Origin of the sequence: Sphingomonas hengshuiensis (genome assembly GCF_000935025.1) — a bacterium.
Lineage (GTDB): Bacteria > Pseudomonadota > Alphaproteobacteria > Sphingomonadales > Sphingomonadaceae > Sphingomonas > Sphingomonas hengshuiensis.
The window spans coordinates 1,854,207-1,873,919 of sequence record NZ_CP010836.1 but is presented as its reverse complement, the minus strand read 5'-3'; the positions used below and the strand labels follow the sequence as shown (position 1 = coordinate 1,873,919).

At 67.5% G+C, this 19,713-nt stretch carries 15 protein-coding genes; 3 read left to right on the top strand and 12 right to left on the bottom strand.

Annotation, left to right across the window (positions count from 1 at the left end; translation table 11 throughout):
* Positions 1-240: 240 nt before the first annotated feature.
* The 4 genes from TS85_RS08275 to TS85_RS08260 form a co-directional block, all read right to left on the bottom strand.
* Positions 241-1,410: a glycosyl transferase family 8 gene (locus tag TS85_RS08275; RefSeq protein ID WP_044331574.1), complete on the bottom strand. Its 1,170-nt coding sequence runs from the start codon at positions 1,408-1,410 to the stop codon at positions 241-243.
* Positions 1,407-3,560 carry a tetratricopeptide repeat-containing sulfotransferase family protein gene (locus TS85_RS08270; RefSeq protein ID WP_044331571.1) on the bottom strand — a complete coding sequence of 718 codons (2,154 nt, stop codon included), beginning with the start codon at positions 3,558-3,560 and terminating at the stop codon, positions 1,407-1,409. The genes TS85_RS08275 and TS85_RS08270 overlap by 4 nt, the downstream gene beginning before the upstream one ends.
* Positions 3,561-3,655: 95 nt before the next feature.
* Complete coding sequence (rfaE2, locus tag TS85_RS08265; RefSeq protein WP_227698721.1) at positions 3,656-5,089, bottom strand: D-glycero-beta-D-manno-heptose 1-phosphate adenylyltransferase; 1,434 nt, start codon at positions 5,087-5,089, stop codon at positions 3,656-3,658.
* Positions 5,086-5,751 carry an alpha/beta fold hydrolase gene (locus tag TS85_RS08260; RefSeq protein WP_227698720.1) on the bottom strand — a complete coding sequence of 222 codons (666 nt, stop codon included), beginning with the start codon at positions 5,749-5,751 and terminating at the stop codon, positions 5,086-5,088. The genes rfaE2 and TS85_RS08260 overlap by 4 nt, the downstream gene beginning before the upstream one ends.
* 290 nt (positions 5,752-6,041) lie before the next feature.
* Here TS85_RS08260 and TS85_RS08255 point away from each other — a divergent pair, with 290 nt between their 5' ends.
* On the top strand, positions 6,042-6,572 hold the full coding sequence (locus TS85_RS08255; RefSeq protein WP_227698719.1) for a D-glycero-alpha-D-manno-heptose-1,7-bisphosphate 7-phosphatase: 531 nt from the start codon (positions 6,042-6,044) through the stop codon (positions 6,570-6,572).
* Positions 6,548-7,669: an AGE family epimerase/isomerase gene (locus tag TS85_RS08250; protein WP_227698718.1), complete on the top strand. Its 1,122-nt coding sequence runs from the start codon at positions 6,548-6,550 to the stop codon at positions 7,667-7,669. The genes TS85_RS08255 and TS85_RS08250 overlap by 25 nt, the downstream gene beginning before the upstream one ends.
* 16 nt (positions 7,670-7,685) lie before the next feature.
* Here TS85_RS08250 and TS85_RS08245 read toward each other — a convergent pair whose 3' ends face one another.
* Positions 7,686-7,886, bottom strand: a complete 201-nt coding sequence (locus TS85_RS08245) for a hypothetical protein (protein ID WP_044331565.1) — start codon at positions 7,884-7,886, stop codon at positions 7,686-7,688.
* Positions 7,887-8,099: 213 nt separating this feature from the next.
* On the opposite strand from TS85_RS08245, the gene TS85_RS08240 reads away from it, so the two are divergent.
* A complete protein-coding gene (locus tag TS85_RS08240) occupies positions 8,100-9,305 on the top strand; it encodes an alginate export family protein (RefSeq protein WP_044331564.1) in 1,206 nt (401 codons plus the stop codon).
* 10 nt (positions 9,306-9,315) lie between these two features.
* On the opposite strand, the gene TS85_RS08235 is transcribed toward TS85_RS08240, so the two are convergent.
* The 7 genes from TS85_RS08235 to TS85_RS08205 all read right to left on the bottom strand — a co-directional run bounded on the left by TS85_RS08235 (position 9,316) and on the right by TS85_RS08205 (position 19,601).
* Positions 9,316-10,488 carry a dipeptidase gene (locus TS85_RS08235; protein WP_044331563.1) on the bottom strand — a complete coding sequence of 391 codons (1,173 nt, stop codon included), beginning with the start codon at positions 10,486-10,488 and terminating at the stop codon, positions 9,316-9,318.
* On the bottom strand, positions 10,485-12,062 hold the full coding sequence (locus TS85_RS08230) for a serine hydrolase (RefSeq protein WP_044331562.1): 1,578 nt from the start codon (positions 12,060-12,062) through the stop codon (positions 10,485-10,487). Before TS85_RS08230 ends, TS85_RS08235 begins: the two co-directional genes overlap by 4 nt.
* The gene (locus TS85_RS08225; RefSeq protein WP_044331561.1) at positions 12,059-13,195 is read right to left on the bottom strand and encodes a YkvI family membrane protein; all 1,137 of its coding nucleotides are present in this window, start codon (positions 13,193-13,195) and stop codon (positions 12,059-12,061) included. The genes TS85_RS08230 and TS85_RS08225 overlap by 4 nt, the downstream gene beginning before the upstream one ends.
* Positions 13,192-14,241 (bottom strand): DUF1611 domain-containing protein, encoded by a 1,050-nt coding sequence (locus TS85_RS08220; protein WP_155006342.1) that lies wholly within the window; start codon positions 14,239-14,241, stop codon positions 13,192-13,194. The genes TS85_RS08225 and TS85_RS08220 overlap by 4 nt, the downstream gene beginning before the upstream one ends.
* A gap of 11 nt (positions 14,242-14,252) precedes the next feature.
* Positions 14,253-16,448 carry a TonB-dependent receptor gene (locus TS85_RS08215; protein ID WP_044331560.1) on the bottom strand — a complete coding sequence of 732 codons (2,196 nt, stop codon included), beginning with the start codon at positions 16,446-16,448 and terminating at the stop codon, positions 14,253-14,255.
* Between the two features lie 142 nt (positions 16,449-16,590).
* Entirely contained in the window at positions 16,591-17,598 is a 1,008-nt protein-coding gene (locus tag TS85_RS08210; protein ID WP_044331559.1) for a dipeptide epimerase, read from the bottom strand.
* Complete coding sequence (locus tag TS85_RS08205; protein ID WP_044336062.1) at positions 17,598-19,601, bottom strand: serine hydrolase domain-containing protein; 2,004 nt, start codon at positions 19,599-19,601, stop codon at positions 17,598-17,600. The genes TS85_RS08210 and TS85_RS08205 overlap by 1 nt, the downstream gene beginning before the upstream one ends.
* Positions 19,602-19,713 lie beyond the last annotated feature (112 nt).

The following is a 19,713-nucleotide window of genomic DNA, read 5'->3' as shown; positions in this document are numbered from 1 at the left end:
CAACGTTCGGAGTCGCGCTCGATTTTCCGTAAAATGCCCTTCAAACCTCAATGTTGCGCCGCAAACTCTCCACATAGGCCGTATTTTTACCGGCCTTCGGTAATATCGTCTGCTACTCTCAATCTATTCAGTCAAGATGCCACTGTACTATTACGTAGTCTTGGATTCTGGGGAGAAAATACCCGCGCGGAGGCGATCGGACGAGACGCCCGCGAAGTTAGCGATCCTGCTCAGCGCCGCTTAACCCGCGCGTTTGTGCTCGGTCAGCGCCGCGGCAACCCGGTCGACCACCTGGTCCCAGCGGCCCCATTCGGTCTGTCGGAACAGCCGTACCGATGGATACCAGGGGGTGTCGTCGCGACCCTGCAACCAACGCCAGTCGGGAAGGAGCGGTAGCATCACCCAGGCCGGGCGGCCAAGCGCACCGGCAAGATGGACCGGCGAACTGTCGATCGAGATCAGGAGGTCGACTTCGCACAGAATCGCAGCAGTATCCTCGAAATCGCGGATTTCAGGACTGAGGCTGACAAGGTTCATTCCGGGCGGCGGGGCCAATGCGTCGCCCTCGCTCGGTCCCTTCTGGATCGAGAAGAAGGTGACGCCGTCCTGCGCCAGCGGCGCCAGCGTCGCGAGCGACACCGAGCGATTGGCGTCGTTCATGTGCGTCGGTCGCCCGGCCCAGAGGCACGCGACTTTCAGCCCGGCATGAGGGGCTAGCCGCCGGCGCCACGTCTCGCGCCGGTCGGGCAGGGCGGTCAGATACGGCATCGGATCGCCGGGCAGATCGCCGAGCTTGAGCCCCATCGCCATCGGCAGGCTCATCATCTCGCAATGCACGTCAAAGGGCGGGGGCAGTTCGCCACGCAGCGTGATCGCGTCGAACCCCGACATACGGCGTGCGATGCTCGCCATTTCGTGATTGATCTCGAGCACCACCTTCGCCTGGCTGCGCTCCCTGGCCCAGGCGACCATGCGGAGGAACTGGAAGGTGTCGCCATAGCCCTGTTCGTCATGGATCAGCAGCGTCTGGCCGGGGATGGGGCGCCCGTCCCAGCGCGGGCGCTGCACCTTGCGTTCGATCCGGGTCGTGTGCGCAAGGCTGTAGCGATAGCCATATTCGCGCCAGCCGCGGTCGAAATCGCCAAGCAACAGCAGCGTCTCGGACAAGTCGAACCGCGTCGGAAGATGCCCGGGCAGCGCATCGACCAGCATTTCCTGGATCGGCCGCGCCTCGGCCACGCGCCCCTGGACACGGAGCGCCTGCGCCAGCAGCGCCCATAGGCTCACCGCGCCGCTGCCACTCGCCAGCAACGGCCGGACCATCGCCTCGACCTCGGCGCCGCGCCCTGCAACGAGCAGCGCCTGAGCCTGGGTCTCCAGCGCTTTCAGCGTCCCCCCAACATCGCTCAAAGGGCGACCTCCGGCTTCTTGCTGCGCTTCCCGGCTGGTTTGGCCGCGCTCTTTGCCTCGACGGGGGCCGCTTCGGGGACAATGCCGAGCCCTTCGAGTAGCGGGCCGAGATGCGGCGCATAGGCGCGCCAGCGTCCGATGCTGCTGGCGTAGAGCGGGCTCCGGACCTGGTTGACGCTCGCGGTGCGGATCGTGCGCGGCGTTGCGTGGAAATCGAGGCAGGCGGGGTTCCAGTCGAGCCCGCAGAAATCGATCAGGCGCCGCGCTTCGGGCTCGATACCGGCAACGACATCCTCGTACCGGACTTCGATAAATCGATCCGCGGGCAGTATCGCCCGCCAATGCGCCATGAGCCGCTCATAGCCCTTGTAGAAGCGCGCCAACTCCACCTGATCATAACTGAACAATTGTTCGCGCGTGAACAGCTTGGTGTAGCAGGACAGGCAGGTGTCGGCGGGATCGCGGCGGACATGGATGATGCGCGCCTCGGGCAGCATCCGGTGGATCAGCCCCGCGAACAGGAAGTTCGAGGGCATCTTGTCGACCAGCCGGTGGCGGCTGCCCGCCAGCGGCTTGACGGCGTCGAGATAGTGCCGGCCCAGCGTGGCTTCGTTCTCGGGGGTGAGCGCCGATGCCAGCGCCGGATAGCCGCCCGCCTGATGCACCATGTTCTGGAGCGTCGCGAGTTCGCCCGCCCCGGCAATATCGGGATGCGAGGCGAGGATCTGTTCGATCAACGTCGTCCCCGATCGCGGCATGCCGACGACGAAAACTGCCAGAGCGCTGTCCGGCACCGCGGCGGCGGGGCGTTGGATCAATTCGGCGGGAAAGGCCTCGATGATCGCCGAGACCCAGGCGTCGATGCTGTCGGCGTCATAGGCGAAGGTCGCGCGCTTCTGGCGATTGCCCTCGTCGAGATAGGCGAAGGCGCGGGCCGGTTCGCCCGCGTCGAGCAAGGCCTTGCCCAGCGCAAAGTGCAGCGCGGCGCGATCGGACTGGCCCTGTACCCCGCCGGACGTGACCAGCGCCTCCATCGTCGCGATGGCGGGGTCGCCGGGCGCGAAGCGATGCAGGTCGGCGAGGTTGAACCATGCGGAGGCCGATCGCGGGAATTGCGCGAGGACCTGATCGAACACGGCCTTCGCCGCATCGCGGTCGCCGCGTTCCATCAGCAGAATACCGCGATTGACCAGCGCCTTTTCGGGGGCGAAGCCGAGCGACTGCGCCGCGCGGTCGAATGCCGCGAGCGCCTCCTCCGGCTTGTCCTGCGCCTGGAGCACTTCGCCGAGGATGTTCTGCGCCTCGCCATTGTCGGGTGCGGTCGCGACGGCGCGGCGGGCGTCGGCCAGCGCTTCGTCGAGCCGCCCGAGCCGGCGCAATATCGTCGCCCGGACGCCCAGCGCGCCGACATGCAGGGGGGCGTGCATGAGCAGGCCGTCGACCCAGCGGAGCGCGTCCGGATAGCGATCACGAGCCACTTCGACCGCCGCGGCGTTGATATACGCATCGGACAGCCGCGGATTGGCGTCGATCGCGCGACGGGCCAGCGCGAGCGCCTCATCGGGCAGGCCGAGATCGTTGAGCAGGTTCGAAAGGTTGCTGAGCGCCTCGGCATAGGTCGGGGCGAGTTCGAGCGCACGCTCATAGCAGGCCCGCGCCTGATCCAGCCGTCCCAGCCGCTTCAACGTGTTGCCAAGATTGTTATGCGCCTCGGCATAATCGGGTTGCAGCGCGACCACGCGTTGCAGGCAGGTCAGGCTCTCCTCGAGCTTGCCGGCTTCCTGGAGGACGATACCCAGATTGTTCCACCCCGCGACGAGCGCATTGTCCATCGCCACCGCCCGGCGACCCGCCACCTCGGCATCGGCGAGCTGGCCGGCCTGGCGACACATCTCGGCGAGGTTGCTCAGATAGATTGCGGGCGCGCGCGGGGCGAGGCTGGCGCGGCGCAGATGGTCGATCGCGAGGTCGAGATTGCCATAGGCATGCGCCATCAGCCCCATCAGGTGCAGCGCGTCGGTCTGCCCCGGCCAGAGCGCGAGCACTTGCTGGCACAGCCGCTCGGCCTGATCCGCCTGGCCGGCGTTCCAATGCGCATTGGCCTGCGCCAGCGCCTGTTCGATCGTGAGGTTCTGCTGCTGATTGGTCATGATAGCTGATCAGTCCGAAAGAGGGGCAGGGGTGCGTGCACTGTGAGGGCGGGATGTTTGCAGACTAGCTGCATGCTGGGTTCGGGCTCCTCTGTTCATCGCGCGAGCGCGCCTAGGATCGCGGTGGTCGAGCGGCCCGCCAGCAGCGGCGCGATCATGACCTGCCCTCCGCCTTCGCGAACGAGGTCCGCCCCGACGACGGTGTCGGCGGAATAGTCGCCGCCCTTGACCAGCACGTCGGGCCGCACCGCGCGGATCAGGTCCAGCGGCGTATCCTCTTCGAACAGGACGACATGATCGACCGAAGCAAGCCCGCTCAACACCTCGGCGCGATCGGCGAGCGTGTTTACCGGGCGCGGCGCCCCTTTCAGCCGGCGGACCGAATCGTCCGAATTGAGCCCGACGACGAGGACATCGCCCTGTCGCCGCGCGAGATCGAGCAACCGGACATGCCCGGCATGGAGCACGTCGAAACAGCCATTGGTGAACACGATCCGCGCACCGCCCGCGCGGGCATGGTCCAGCTTGCCCGCGAGCAGCGGGAGCGGGAGGAGCTTGGTCATCGCGTGGCTGCGCCGGTACAGCCGCTCCTCCAGTTCGCTGCGCGTCACGACATGCGTCCCCGGGCGCGACACGGCGATGCTGGCGGCGATATTCGCCTGATCGATGGCGGCAGCGATCGGCAGCCCCTCGGCGATTCCAACGACCAGCGCCGCGATGATCGTGTCGCCGGCGCCGGTGACGTCGAAGACCTCCAGCGCCTCGGTCGGGTGATCGACGACCTCGCCGGTGCGCGACACCATCAAAATGCCCTTCGCGCCGCGCGTGACCACCAGATAGTCGAGGTCCATCTCGGCCAGCACGGCCCGCGCGCGCGCCGCGAGGGTCTCGTCCGGGCATTGGCCAAACAGCGCATGGAACTCGCGGGCATTGGGCTTGAGCAGGAACGCCCCGGCATAGCGCGCCGGGTCCGCGACCTTCGGGTCGACGAAACTCGGCACGCCACGCCGCCGCGCGATGGCGAGCAGCGCGGGCAGGTCGGTCAGCGCACCCTTGTCGTAATCGGAGAAGATCACCGCGGAAACGCCGTCGAGCCGTGCCTCGAAGCGGCGGGCGAGTTCGGCCCTGGCGCTGTCGCTCACGCTGCCGTCATGGTCGATGCGGGCGATCTGCTGCGCGCCCGAGATCAGGCGCGTCTTCTGCGTGGTGCGCTGGCCCTTGTCGATCACGCAGTCCAGCGCGACACCCTGCGCCGCCATCAGGTCGATCAGGTCGCGGCCGCCGCTGTCGTCCCCGACGACCGTCAGCAGGCTGCTCCTGGGCCCCAGCGCCCGCACGTTCGCCGCGACGTTCGCGGCGCCGCCCGCGCGCATTTCCTCGCGCCCCGCCTGAACTACGGGCACGGGCGCTTCGGGCGAAATCCGGCTCGTCTCGCCGATAATGTAGCGATCGAGCATCGCATCCCCGACGACGAGGATGTGCGGACGGGCGTCCTGCGCGCCGGCGAGTGCGTCGGTCGCCGGGCTCACCGCCAGCCCTCGATCCGTGTAAGTTCGGGGCGCGACGCGAGCAGCGGCCAGCGGCGTGCCCAGCAACAGCCATGATCCTGGGCGGGCAGGACGGTGATGCTGGCGGGCGCGTCGGGCGCCATGCGGGCGACGAAGGCGCGGGCGATCCGCGCATCGACCACGCGATCGTCGGCACCGACGAAATGCACTTGCGGCGTGCGCGAAAGCCTCGCCGCCTCGGTCGCCGGATCGACCGAGGCCGAAAGCGGGGTCAGGTCGTGCGCCCGAACCCATGCAGCGAGGTCGAGATTGGCGGCCACCGTGACCAGCGCCGCGACATCGTCCCGCCGCTCCGCCAGCAGCGCCGCCAACGCCCCGCCCCCCGAATAACCCACCAGGATCAGCCGCGATGCGCCCGCAGTATCGCGCTTCAGCCGGTCCAGCGCGGCGCCCGCGCTGTCGATCACCTCGGGTGCGTAGCGCGCGACGGTCCAATAGTCGCTGCGGCAATTGCGCGTGCGGGGGGCATATTGGCAGGGGCGGGCGAGCCAGGCGACCGCGCCGTTCCCGGGATGCTGCAACGCCAGCCGCAGCGCGACCGGATCGGTGGGCGTCGGGTCCATCGACCGGCGACCGGGCCGCGCATAGGCGAAGCCGTCGCCTTCGATATATACTGTTAGCACCGCGGATCGCGTCGTGATGGGCCGCCGCGCGCTCGCCAGGTCGAAGCGGTCGGCAGCAATCGCGGCCCATTGCCACCCCGCCCGTTGCACGAGAGCATTAGCTGACGTTCGCGCCAAAGCAATATCGCTGCAACGCAGCGAAAGCATAAAGGCGATAAATGCCACGATACGCATCAGGCAGCAAACGCCGGCCGCACAAACATTTCGGTCCCTCTCCCGATTTGCAGCTTAGCACTATTGTCTAACGAGACGATACCATCCTATTCAGTGAAAAGACGTATATAGCGAATGTGAGCGTGATCTTGGATCCCACTTCCCGCGCGGCTCCCGCTGCGTTTTTCGACAGGGATGGCGTGCTCATCGTCGACACCGGCTATTTGTCGGACCCCGGCGCGATCCGCTGGATAGAGGGCGCGCGCGAGGCGTTGGCGCGGCTTGCGGCGCTGGGATACCGGCTGTTCGTCGTGACCAACCAGTCGGGCGTCGCGCGCGGCTATTTCGACGAAGCGGCCATCGACCGCGTCCATGCCGCGATGCAGGCGGCACTGCCGGAGGCAGCGCGGATCGACGCATTTGCCTATTGCCCGCATCACCCCGAGGGCAGCGTCCTGGCCTATGCGCGCGCATGCGACTGTCGCAAGCCCGCGCCGGGGATGATCAACGGGCTTATCGAGACGCATCGCATCGACCGTGCCCGCAGTTTCCTGGTCGGCGACAAGGCGACCGACGTCGAGGCGGCGGCCCGCGCCGGGATTGCGGGGTTCCTGTTCCCCGGCGGCGATCTCGATCGCTTCGTTTGCGACTTGCTGGCGCGCTCGTGACGCAGGGCTCGCCTCAAGTCTGGATCGACTGGCTGTGCCGGCGGGCGCTGCCGCTGTGGAGCGAGGCGGGCTATGATGCCGAGAGCGGGAGCTTTGTCGAGCGGCTGGCGCTCGACGGGCGCCCGCAATGGGAGGTGCCCCGGCGCGTGATGGTCCAGGCGCGGCAGATCCATGTTTTCGCGACCGCGGCGGCGAATGGCTGGTTCTCGGGGGCCGACGAACTGGCGATGCGCGCGGGCGATGCGATGGTCGCGCGCTATTGGGATGCGGATGCCGGGAATGGCTGGGCATTTTCCTGTACGCGACAGGGCGCGATCGTCGACGCGCGACGCGATCTCTATGCGCATGGCTTCGTCCTGCTGGCATTGGCCGGGCTGGTGACGCTCGATGCGCAGCCGCGCCATGTCGCGCTGGTCCACCGCACTTTGGCCTTTCTCGATCGCGCGATGGCGCATCCGGCCGGGGGCTATGCCGAACAATGTCCCGGCGTGCTGCCGCGCCGGCAGAATCCGCACATGCACCTGCTCGAGGCTTTTCTGGCCTTGCACGAAACCGGGAACTGCGGCGATTTCCGTCCGCGTATCGCCGCGATGATCGACCTGTTCGACCGGCGCTTCCTGTCCGCCGAGGACGATGTGCTTTCCGAATATTATGGCGAGGACTGGACGCCCGTCGACGATGGCCGTGCGTTCGAGCCGGGGCATCATTTCGAATGGGCCTGGCTGCTGGCGCGCACCGCGGCTATCACCGGGATCGACATGGCGGGCAGGATCGAGCGGCTGCTGCGAACCGCGCAGCGCGGGGTGGACGCACGCGGCGGGGTGGTCGATCAGATGGGGCCGGGCGAGCCCGTCGCGGCGGATTACCGGCTCTGGCCCGCGACGGAGGCGGCAAAGGCGTTCGATCTGCCCCAGGGCCGCGCAGTGCGTGCCTCAGGGACGTCCGACGTGCTGGCAGCGGCGTGGCAGTCGTTCATAACCCCCGCGATCGCAGGCGGATGGATCGATCGCGTCGACCCACGGGGCGCGCCGCTGGTCGATCACATTCCCGCCAGCTCGCTCTACCATATCTGTACCGCGCTCGATTATCTGCGCTGACGCGGCGCGATCCGCCTCAGGCCTTGGGCGTCACCCATACCGAGACGGGCACCACGAATTTGCCGGGCGCGGGCTTACCTACCTCGACGCGATCGGCCTTTACCAGTTCGCCGGTTTCGAGAGTGAACGAGGCCCAGGGCTTGGGCATGCGGCCGAACTGCATCTTCTGAATCGGTTGGCCGGTGGTGCTGTTCATGATCGTTGCGATGATTCCCATCGCGCAGCCGATAGGGGCGGGCCGCCCCGATTGTCCAGCCGGTAGCAGTTTCGTCGGCGAGATCGAATTGGCAGCTTCTTCCCGGCTTCGTCTCCGGGCGCCGCAAAGCAGTTGACAGGAAGGTTTTTCCCCGGGTTTTGCCGGCACATATCTGATCTTGAACACGAAGGCGGGCGACGGGCTGCATTGCTCAACGCTATGGAAGGACTATCGATGAAAGCGCTGATCGTGACCCTGGCCGCGCTGGCCGCGACCGGGCCTGCCTTTGCGCAGGATGTGGCCGTCACGCCGCTGGCCGAGGCGCGGCTGCGGCTGGAGGACGTCGCGCAGGAGGGGCTGCCCGAAGATTCGACCGCTGTCACGGTGCGTGTCCGCGCCGGCGTGCAGGCAGCGGCGGGGCCCTGGTCGGCGCTGGTCGAGACGCAGGGGACGATGGCGGTGGTCGATCGGTACGACGACGGCCTCCACGGCGCGGCGACCCGACCGACGATCGCCGATCCGCAGAATATCGCGCTGTACCGCGCGCAGCTTCGCTATCAGGGCACGGGCTTTGCGGTGACGGCGGGGCGCCAGCGGATCGCGCTCGACGATGAGCGCTTCATCGGCAACGCCGCCTTTCGCGACAACGCCCAGACCTTCGACGCGGTGCGCGTCGAGGCAGCGCCGATCGAGGGGCTCAAGGCCGATCTGAGCTATGTCCGCGCTGTCCGCACGATCTGGGGCATAGACGGCAATGGCGCGCGCCAGCCGGGGGTGGGGGGCGACAGCGTGTTCGCCAATCTGGGCTATGCGACGCCGATCGGCACGCTGACCGGCTTTGCCTATCTGGTCGACCAGGACGAGGCGGAGGTGCAGGGGTTCCGCCTGTCGAGCCAGAGCTATGGCGTGCGGCTTGCGGGGGTGCGCCCGCTGGGGGACGGCGTGCGGCTTCACTATCAGGCGAGTTGGGCAACGCAGTCGGACTATCATCGCAACCCCAGTCGCTATCGCGCCGGATATTGGCTGGCCGATGTCGGGATCGAGGCGCGCGGCTTCACGATCGGCGCGGGGCAGGAAGTGCTGGGCGCCGACAAGGGCGGGGCGCTGACCTCGTTCCAGACGCCGCTGGGGAGCGTGTTCAAATTCCAGGGATGGGCCGACAAGCTGACGACCACGCCGCCCGACGGGCTGCGCGATCGCTATGCCACGATCGGCTATACGGCCAAGGCGCTCGGGCCGGTGAAGGGCGTGACGGTGCAGGCGGCCTATCACCGTTTCGACAGCGACCGGCTGGTGCGCCATTATGGCGACGAAGTGAACCTGCTTGCCGGGGGGAAGCTGGGGCGGACGGGGTTCGCGCTGCGCTATGCCCGCTATTCCGCCGACCGGCTGTTTACCGACACGCGCAAGCTGTGGGTGCAGTTCGACTGGGCGCTTTGAAGGGCGGCGCTCAGTGCGTCTGGGCGTCGAGTATTCGCAGCACGTTGCCGCTCCAGATCTTCTCGAGATCGGCATCGCTATAACCCGCGGCCTTCAGCCGTGCGGTGACCTTGGGCAAGGCGGTGATGTCGTCGATCCCGTCGATGCCGCCGCCGCCGTCCCAGTCGGCGCCGATGCAGATATGGTCGACCCCGCCGACCTCGATCGCGCGCAGGAGCATCGCCATGAACGTCTCGAAATTGGCGTCCCACATCTTTTCCCGGGCGTTGAGCGCGTTCCAGCGGCGGGTGAGATCGGCCTGTCCGGCGGGGTCGAGGCTGGCGATCGTCTCATAGGCGGTGAAGAGTTCGGCGCGCTCCGGCGTCAGGTTCATTTCGGACAGATAGATGGTCGAAATGCACATCGCCCCGCCCTTGGCCGCGAGCGCGCGTAGCCGGCCTTCGTCGAGGTTGCGCGGGTGGTCATGCGCCGAGCGCAGGCTCGAATGCGACAACAGGATCGGGTGTTTCGACAGCGCAAGCATCTGGTCGAAGGCGGCATCGGAGGAATGGCTCGCGTCGATCACCATGCCGAGCCGGTTCATCTCGGCGACCCATTGCCGCCCCAGCGGGCTGAGCCCGCCCCAGCGCGGCGTGTCGGTGGCCGAATCGGCGAACTGGTTGTTCTTGCCGTGGACCGGCCCCGCCAGCCGCACGCCCCGCGCCCGGAATTCGGCGAGCAGCGACAGGTCCTCGCCAAGCGGGTAGCTGTTCTCGATCGACTTGAAGGCGATCAACCGGCCCTCGCGGCCCAGCCGCTGCGCATCGGCGGCGGTCAGTGCTGGGGCGATCCGCGTGGGATAGGCAGCGATCGTCCGGTCGATCAGGTCCGATCGCGCACGGGCGAAGGCGAGCGCATCGGCATAGCCCCTCGGCGTCAGCGGGCCCTGATCGGTGTAGATCGCGAAGAAGCCGCCATCCAGCGCGCCTTGCTTCATGCGGCCCAAATCGACCTGCGACATGTCGTCGGCAAGGCTGTGGCGCGCGTCAAACCGCCAGCCCGCGCGCCCGAAATGGAGCGCGGTGTCGAGATGCGTGTCGAGGGTCAGCATCCGCGCATGGAGCGCGACCGGGTCCTCGGCGGGGCGTGTGGCGACACAGCCGGATAAGGCGAGCGCACCGAGCGTGAGGGTAATCGCTTTCACTTCGCGTCCTCCACGGGCTTGAGATCGAGGTCGTGATAGTCCCAGCTGAAATCGGCGATCGGGCTGACCGCCTTCAGCCTGACGCCGGTGACCTTGCCGTCCGGATCGAGCGCGAAGGTAACATAGGCAGGCTCGACTGCCTTGTCGTCGAATGCCATGACGAAGCTGTCATATTGCCAGTGCGCGAGCCGCCCCTTCATGCGCGGGGTGGAGGTGAAGTCGATCGTCAGCCCTTGCGGGGTCGATGCCACCACCACATCGCCATACCAGGGATCGCGATAGCGCCCGGCGTAGCGCGCGAGGTCGAGCGACGGGCCGACCTTGACGGGCGCAGCCTTCGCCTCGCTGAGGAACGCACGCCCGCCTTCGAGCCGGGATTCATACCAATCCTGCCAGTTCTTCACCCAGTCGCGGTCCGACGCGCCCAGATAATGGTCGAGCAGCAGGTAATAGAGCCCGAGAAGCATGCCGCTATCCTCGGAATTGAGCATGATTGCGAAGGCGATATTCTTGTCCGGGACCACCACGACGCGGGTGATCGATCCGAACACCCCGCCGCTATGCGCGATAATGCGGTGGCCGCGATAGTCCTGGACCTGCCAGCCGAGCGCATAGGCCTGGTAATTGGGCATGGCCGGGGCGAGCGATGCGGGTAGCGGGGTGATCGGCATCGTCACCACCGGGTTCCACATCTCCAGCGCCTGCTTCTCGCTGAACAGCCGCTTGCCATTGGGCAGGCCGCCGTGCGCGAGCTGGATCTTGAGCCATGCCGCCATGTCGTCGGCGCTGAGCGCGAGGCCGCCGGCGGGGGCGCCGTTGCGGCCCAGCTCGTCGCGCTCGTCGAGCACCTGTTGCGGGCCGAGACCGCGCAAGGGGCCCGACAGGCGTGCGTGCGGCCAGGACCGGTTGGCGATGCGGAAACGGTCCTCGCTGTCGCTGGTCGCGTCCATCATGCCGCCGGGGCGGAGCAGCCGGTCGCGGATGAAGACTTCCCAGCTCTTGCCGGTGACTTCCTCGATCAGCTGGCCGGCGACGGCATAGAGGATATTGTCATAGGCATAGGCCGAGCGGAAGCTGGTCCGGGGTTTCAGGAACGCCACCCGCTCCACCGTCTGTTTGCGCGTGAGGTTGGTGCGCGGCACGAACATCAGGTCGCCCTGACCCAGCCCCAGCCCGCTGCGGTGGACTAGCAAGTCGCGCACGGTGATCTCGCGCGTCACCCACGGATCGTACATCCGGAACCACGGGATATGGTTGATCACCGGGTCATCCCACCCGATCCTGCCCTCATCGACCAGGATCGCGAGCGCGGCGGCGGTCATCGCCTTGCCGGTCGAGCCGGTCTGGAACAGCGTGTGCTGGTCCACTTTCGCCGCATCGCCGAGCTTGCGCGTGCCCCAGCCGTGCGACAGCGTCGTCTTGCCGCCCTCGACGATCGCGATCGACACCCCGGCGGCGCCGACCCGCTTGCGCAGCGCCTCGACCCGGGCGGCGAGATCGGCGGGGGGATCGGCTGCGGCGGGCGTCGCGACGGCGAGCGCCAGCCCGAGGGCGAGCAGGTGCAGCGGGTTCATTGCGGGGACTCCGGGGCGGTGGGGGGCGTGCGAAACAGCCGCCAGACGCCGATCGTCAGCAGCGGCGCGAGATAGACGAGCAGGAACATCCAGGCGAGGAAGCGATAGCCGCTGGCGATCAGCGCGATCAGCCCGACCCGAGCGGCGACGAACATGCAACCGGCCAGGATCACCGCGGCGATCGCGGCGCGGGCGCGGGTGCCGAGCGGCGGGCGCCCCCGCGCCTCCATGGCGCCCGAAATGCGCTCGTTGACGGCATGCACCGCGCCCGCGCCGCTTTCGAGCAGCGCCGCGAAGATCATGAGCTGGAACAGGAGGTGGAAGCCGGGAAGGCGCATCTGCCGAAGCAGGAAGTCGGACGGCAGCGCCTCGGCGGCGATCGCCGGGTAGAAGGCCATCATCACCACGAAGAACAGGATCGCGGGCAGCATCGCCAGCGGGCCGGCGATCAGTCCCGCCACCACTGCGTCGCGGCGGCTGGTCAGGTGGCGGAGCACCGGCAGGATCACGACTGCGCCGACGATGTTATAGGCGGCATAGGTCAGCCCGCCCGCCACCCAGTCGCCCGCGGGCGGCGGCGCCGCGGCAAAACCCTGGCCGATCAGCCCGCCGAAGCTGGCCAGCGCCAGCACCAGGAACAGCGCATAGACGGCGTAGAGCAGGATCGAGACATATTTGAACAGCTGCTCGACCGCGCCGGTGCCCAGCGCCGTCGTGACGATGATGCCGAGCGCGAGCAGGACCGAACCCAGCGCCTCCGGCCAGCCAAAGGTCGCCGCGCCGATCGCCCCCGCCGCCGCGCCGAACACCGCGAGGATCAGGATGACGAAGATCAAATAGGCAATCTCGAACGCGATCCAGAAAGGGCCGAGCAGCCCCTGGAAAAAGCTGCGATAGTCATAGGCGTGCATCGCCCGCGCCAGCGCGAAGGTCAGCGCCGCGACGACGCTCCAGATCGCAGTGGCCAGCAGCATCGCCGCCAGCCCGCCCCAGGGGCCGGCGGGCGCGAAATATTCGGCAAGCTCGCGCCCCGTCGCATAGCCGCCGCCGATGATCACCGCCTTGAGCGCGAAGCCGGGCAGCAGGAAGCGCTGGAACCGGGTCGACGCGCGGCCCGGCCCGGCAATGGTCATGCGAGGCAGTTCGCGACGAGAGCGTCGAACGCCGCGCCACCACGGATCGGATCGGCGACGGGCAGACCCAGCCTATCGCGCTCGGCAGCCATCAGCGCCTCGGCTTCATCCTCGGCATAGCGGCCGGTGTTGAAGCTGACCCCGCCGCAGCGGATCGCGGGGTTGGTGCGGCCCCCCAGGCGGATGGTGAGGTCGATGACGTCCTCGACCGAGGGGAGGGCATAGCCGCTAAGGCCCAGCACCATCGTCCTGCCCGGGTCGTGGCAGACCACGAAGACATCGGGCTGGCTGCCGTGGAGCAGGCCCAGCGACACCGCGGCATAGGCGGGGTGATAGATCGATCCCTGACCCTCGATCACGTCCCAATGGCCGGGCGCCGCATCGGGGCTCAGCATCTCGGCGGCGCCCGCTTCGAAATCGGAGACCACTGCATCCATCGGGATGCCGCCACCCGCGATCATGATCCCGGTCTGGCCGGTCGCGCGGAAATCGGCGTCGGCTCCGCGCGCGACGAAGGCGCGATGCAGCGCGAGCGCGGTGTATTTCTTACCCAATGCGCAGTCGGTGCCGACGGTCAGCAGCCTCTTGCCGCCGCGCTTGCGCCCGGTGGCGATCGGGATCGCGGACGGGGGCGTGCGGATATCGATCAGCCGCCGCCCGGTGCGCCGCGCCGCATCGGCCAGCGCGGGCACGCTCCCCAGCCGCTGGTGAAGCCCGCTGATCAGGTCGAGCCCGGCCTCCATCGCTTCGACCAGCGGGGCGATCCAGCGATCGCCGATCACCCCGCCCTGGTTGGCAACACCGATCACTAGCGACCGCGCACCCGCCGCCCGCGCCTCTGCCGGGGACATAAGCGGCAGCCCGGTCGTGACCGTGCAGCCGTCCACCGCCAGTTCGCCGACGCAGCGGTCCCCCGCCCAGTCGACCAGGCCGAGCGCGGTCTTGGCGAAGCCCGCTTCGGTCGTGTCGCCGAGGAATAGCAGATAGGGCTGTGGCAGGGTCAAACCGTCATCGGCGACGACGGGTGCAGACAGGGATACGCGCATACTCATGACTTTCAGAACCCCGCGCCGAGGGAAAGGCCGAAGGTGCGGGGACGGACGATGCCGGTGGTGATGGCGCCGTTGGGCGCCACCGGGAGACCGCCGCCGGTCGTCACATCGGTCACGCCGCGGCTGTTCGCGACGTTCTTGGCATAGACGTCGAGGGTGAAGCGCCCGAAGTCGACGCCTGCGCGCAGGTCGATCACTTCATAGGCAGGCAGCGTCGGGCGATCGAGCGCGAACGCGGCGCCGAAGCCGGCGTCGAAATTGGCGCGCTGTTTCGATAGCGCGCGGAGCGAGGCGCCGACAAACGCCTCGGTCTCGCCCGCCAGCGTCCAGCTATAATCGGCGTTGACGTTCCAGTTGAACTCCGGGGTGAACGGCAGGGGATCTCCCGCCAGCCCGCCGACATTGGGATCGGTGTCGCTGGTGAGCCGCGCACGGGTATAGGCGCCGTTGAACGCCACCACGAAGCCGCGCGTGGGCCGGAGCGTCGCGGTGAATTCGAACCCTTCGCTCTTGGCCTTGCCTCCGTTCGCGTTGAGGCCGAAGCCATTGATCACGGTGAAGAGCTGGATGTCGGTCCAGTCGATATGGAACGCTGCCGCATCGATCGAGAAACTGTTGTCGGCGGTCTGGGCCTTCACGCCGACTTCATAGCTGATCAGCGAGTCCGAGCCATAGGTGCGCGGGGTGCCCGCGGGCACTCCGGGTGGCAGGAGGTTGGGGCCGCCGGGGCGGAAACCCTTGGCGACGCGGGCATAGAGCGACGCCGTGTCGGAGACCGAATATTTGGCGGCGCCCGACCAGGTGAAGACATTCTCCGACGAGCGCGAATCGAGCGCCTCGGGGGCGAGGAGACCGGTGCCGCCCTGATCCGCGAACTGCTTGTTGTGGCTGTACCGCCCGCCCAGCGTGAGATCGAAGCGCGGCCCGAGATGGACGGTTGCGTTCCCGAAGCCGGCGACCTCCTGATAGGTCGAGGTCGTGAAGATATCGGCGACCTGCGGCATCGCCGGGTCCACCGACAGCGTGCCCGGAGTCAGCAAGTCGATCCGCTGGAAGATGCCGCCCTTTTCATGCGTGTAATAGCCGCCGACCAGCCATTCGACGCTGCTGCTCGTCGGGGATTGCAGGCGCACTTCCTGGGTCCATTTGGTCAGGTTGGTCATCTGGGCCATGCCGATGTCGCTCGGCACCCCCAGCGCGGCGCCATAGGGCGTGGTCAGGTCGTCGCGCAGCGTCACGTCCTGCACCGCATAGCTGGTCGAGGACAGCAGCTCGGCCCCGCCCAGGTCGAGGTTGAGCGTGCCGTTGTACAGCCGATACTTGACCTTGGTGAATTCGGGAACGAACTGCGACTGGGTCAGGCCGTAAAGCGGCGCCAAGGTCGCCGGATCGGCGTCGACGACGCTGCCGCCCTTGCTGTCGAAATCCTGGAGCACCGCGCTGAGCCGAACCGACAGCGTCTCGGTGGGCACGAACAGCGCCGAGAGCCGGCCGCCATAGCTTTTGGAGCCGTTGATATTCTCCGCCACGTCCGAGCCGCCGGTGCCGATCGAGTCGATATAGCCGCCATAGGAGCGATAGAAACCCGACCCCCGGATCGCGAGCTTCTCGGACACTGGCAGGTTGAGCATCGCCTGGCCCATATAGGACAGGTCGCCGCCCTCGGTGGTTTCGATGGTGGCGCGGGCGCGGCCCTCGGTTGCGGCGGTGTCGGGAAGGTTCGTCACGAACTTCACCACGCCGCCGAGCGAACTGGCGCCGTATAGCGTGCCCTGCGGGCCGCGCAGGACTTCGATCCGGGTCACGTCGAACGTGTCGAACTCGCCCGCGAGGATCGCGCCGTTATTCTGGCCGCTCGACGATCCAAACGGGGTTTCGTCGATATAGGTCGATACCGTCGAGGCGACGCCGCCGGTGTTGATCCCGCGCAGGACGATGCGGGCCTCGCCGGGGTTGCTCTGTTCGAGCTGGAGGCCGGGGATGAGCTTGGCATAGTCCTGGAACGTCACTGCCTGTTGCCGTTCCAGCGTGGCGCCCGATACGACCGACACCGATTGCGGCACGTCGAGCAGGTCCTGTTCGCGCTTCTGGGCCGTCACGACGATGGTGTCGGGATCGCGCGCCACCACGTCCTGGGCGAGCGCGGGTTGGGAGGCGGCGAGGGCGAGTGCGCTGGATGCGATCCAAAGTGCCTGCTTCATGACTTGTTCCCCCAAGGTGCTGGCCGGCGAGCGGCGGCGAAAGTGGCGAACATCGCCCATAGACGCCTATATCGCTCTCGTCTCTGATGTGAGACTATTGTCCTAATCAGAGAACTGTCAACCCTTATAGAAAATGAATTGATTATGCGCCCCAAATGTCACTGGCGCAGTGAATCTGGCCATTGGCATAGCGGACACCGGGGGTGCGATCCCGCGCGAGGAAGGTCGGGCCGTCGAGATCGACGACGTCGCAAAGCTGGCCGAGCAGATAGGCAGGCGCCATCGACAGGCTGGTCCCCATCATGTTGCCCACCATCACCTCGAGCCCGAGCCGCCGCGCCTGCCGCGCGATCGCCAGCCCCTCGGTCAGGCCGCCGCATTTATCGAGCTTGATATTGACGACGTCGAACCGCCCGACCAGCCCGGCGGTGTCGGCGAACGTCACCGCGCTTTCGTCGGCGGCAAAGGGCAGGGGGCGTTTGAGGCCGTCGAGATCGGCCTCGCGACCGCGCGCCAGCGGCTGTTCGAGCAGCGCGATGCGGTGTTCGACCAGCACCGGCAACAGCGCGCGCAGCGTCTCGATCGCATAGCCCTGGTTCGCGTCGACGCCGATCCACGCCTCGGGTCGCGCCGCGCGCACCGCCGCCAGCCGCGCGATATCGTCGGCAAGGTCGCCGGTCAGCTTGAGCTTCACCGGGGCTTGCCGGTCGATCGCCAGCGCGCCTGCCGCCATCGCCTCGGGCGTGTCCGCCCCCAAAGTCAGCGTCGAGCGCAGCGGTCGCGGCCGATCGAGCCCGGCGAGCCTCCATACGGGCGTGCCCGCCTGCTGCGCCTCCAACTCCCAAAAGGCGCAGTCGAGCGCGTTGCGCGCGCCGCCGGGCGGGAGCAGGTGCTGGAGATCGTCGCGCGTCGCCCCGGCTTCGACCGCGCCGCGCACCCGCTCTGCCTCGGCCAGCATATGGCCTGCGTCGTCGCCCAGATAATAGACCCCGGCGCCTTCGCCGCGACCGCGATGTGCGCCCTGCGACAGCGTGGCGACGAGCACCGCAGTTTCGGCAAAGACATGGCCCGAGATGCGGAACGGCTTGTGATAGGGAAAACGCTCGACCCGAAGGTCGAGCGTCGGTCCCTGCGTGTCCGGCGCAGGCATCAATAGACCATGTTGAAGCCGTAGAGGTGGCTGGAGACCACCACCCACAGCACCACCAGCCCCGCGAGCAGCAGCAGGAGCGCGCCGAGCCTGGCGGTCCAGCGGCGCTTGCTCGCAAAGGCGAGCCACAACAGCCAGCCGCTCGATGCGACGAGCCCGATCGCTGCGATCGGGCTGATGACCCGCAGCAGGATAATGAGCCAGTCGAGCGGGCCGCCGATCGATCCGAGATCGGCCGAGAAGGCGGCGATGAGGCCCATCCATCCCGCCACTGCCGCCAGCACCAGCCAGGCGAAGCCGCGCGACAGGCGATAGGCGAGCCGCGAACGCCCCTGGAGCGCGAGCTTCTGGCCATAGCTGCGGCGGACCAGCGCGCGCACCGGCCATGCCAGCGCAGCGAGCAGGATGATGCCGAGCGCGAGCAGCAGTGCCGGCACCAGCCATACGGTGTTGAGACCCGCGGGCGCGGGTTCGAACACCATGAACGGCGAGCCGACATCGACGCTGAAGCGCACGACCTTGCCGTCCTTCACGACTGCGGCGAGGCGTTCGCCGGTGTTGGTGTCGCGCCACACGAATGGCGCGACTTCGACCCAGTCGCGCGCGCCGGCGCTCAGCCCATCGAGCGCGGGGAAGGCGATCTTGCCATCCTCGCCAACGGTTACGGTTGACTGGCCCAGCAGGTTGAGCACGCTCAGGAAATTGGTGAACGAGCCGCGGCTGCTGACATAATTGCCGGCGAGAAGCGCGGCGTGCTGACGCGCGGTGGCGTCATCGACTTTGCCGATCGGATCGGTGCCGGGCAGATAGCGGTCGGCGAATTTGTGGAACAGCGCGCTGCGTACGGCATGCGCCGCGCCTTCTGTGCCGCTGCTGTTCATCGAGATGTACAGGCCGACATCCGATTCCGGGAACAGCCACAGGTCGCTGTGAAACCATTGGGTGTCGCCGCCATGCGAGATCGAACGCTGGCCGTTGACCCATTGTTCGTAAAAGCCCAGCGCCATGGTGTTGAGCGGGCCGATCCCCGGCGCGCGGAAATCATGCATCATCCGCATCGTCTCGGGCTTCATCAGCACGCCGTTGTTGGTAAGATGCGCCATCATGAACTTGCCCATGTCGGCGCCGGTCGAGGAGAGGCTGCCGGCGGGCGCGGGGGCGACAATCTCGAACGGCTTGGCCTTATCGTTCACATCGGGATAGCCGCTCGACATCAGCGGCTTGAGCGCATCGGGCAACGGCTGGCGGAAGCTCGACCGGGTCATGCCCAGCGGGGCGAAGATGCGCTGCTCGACATAGGCGTCGAACGACATGCCGCTGACGCGCTCGACGATATAGCCGGCGAGGCCGGTGGCATAGTTGGAATAGGCCGGCGTCGTGCCCGGCGCAAAGACACGCTGGGGCAGCGTGACCTTCACCAGCCGGCCCAGCGGCAGCGCCGCCTTGGGATCGCTGGTGATCAGATGGCGCACCGACTCCTCGAACCCGGCGGTGTGCGTCATGATATTGCGCATCGTGACCGGCTTGCCGTCGAACGCCGGGATCGTGAAATCGAGATAGGAATTCACGTCCTTGTCGAGGTCGATCCTGCCCGCCTCGACCTGCTGCATCACTGCGGTCCAGGTTAACAGCTTCGAGATCGAGCCCGGGCGGAACAGCGTGGCGTCGGGCGACACCGGCTTGCGCGTGGCATAGTCGGCATAGCCATAGCCCTTTTGCAGCACGGTGCCGTTGCCCCGCACGACGACCACGACGGCGCCCGCGATGCTTCCGCGCTCGAGCGCATAGGGCATGAAGCCGTCGAGCCATGTCTCCAGATCTATGGCGTCGAGCGGCGGCGGGTTCCGGGTCGCCTGGCCCGCGGGGGGCGCGGAGGCCGCAGCGGGCGCCGAGGCTTTGGGGGCGGGCCCCTGTGGCACCGGCCCCTGTGCGAACAATTGGGTGGTGAACGGTAGCACGAGCACCGCCATCAGCGCGATTATCAGCCTGCGAAACGAACGCATCGCGATCCCCTTTTGCATTGTCCGCGCGGACGGTTGCAGCGACCTGCGCGAATCCCTATCAATGAGCTACATCTATTAGCCCGATAGGGACATAATGATCCTGATTAGAAAA